This window comes from Vibrio sp. Y176, from assembly GCF_033438945.1.
In genome coordinates, this window is record NZ_JAWOQS010001100.1 from 1 (window position 1) to 534 (window position 534).

Below are 534 nucleotides of genomic sequence, written 5' to 3' on the forward strand. Positions count from 1 at the left end.
TCGTAAAACGATCGCGAATCGGCTCAAACGGGGCGCGGTTATAGAGTTCACTCACCCAGTGGTAAGCCGCTGCCGCCGTCACTTTGCCTTGCGATTTTGCCAAACTAAAGATGGAATCATGATTCGACAGACGAACGATATTGTTGTTCACAATGCCGCTTTCTACGGGGCGAACCCCAGTTAAAATGCACTCATACAGTGGACGCGACATTGAAGGGAGTTCACATTGCACGGGGTAAAGCGTGGCGCGCATTTCTGGTCGTGAATGACCATGTTCTAGTAGACCGTTTAGGTAGCCCATACAATTGCGGGCTACCTGATAGTTCAGTCCATCTAGAACAACAAGGATAACCTTATTGCTCATGATAAATTCTCAATACTTCTTGGAGGGAGGTTACTGTTGGTGAATCAACACACTTTCTTGCCATTGACGTGGCAGCTTACGTGCTGATTTTTCCCATGCAGAGAAGTCGGTCACTGGGTGAACGTTGCTGTACTGGTCATTTGCAATCAGCTTGTCTTGCACAGATTTTG

Annotated in this window: 1 protein-coding gene and 1 pseudogene; both read right to left on the reverse strand. The window is 47.6% G+C overall.

Annotated features, from left to right (window positions below; translation table 11 throughout):
- Positions 1-364 (reverse strand): alkaline phosphatase family protein (locus R7O13_RS30415; RefSeq protein ID WP_318305663.1); only part of this gene is annotated, 364 nt, incomplete at its 3' end.
- A gap of 30 nt (positions 365-394) precedes the next feature.
- Positions 395-534 (reverse strand): annotated as a pseudogene (locus R7O13_RS30420) (ABC transporter substrate-binding protein); the annotation flags it as partial.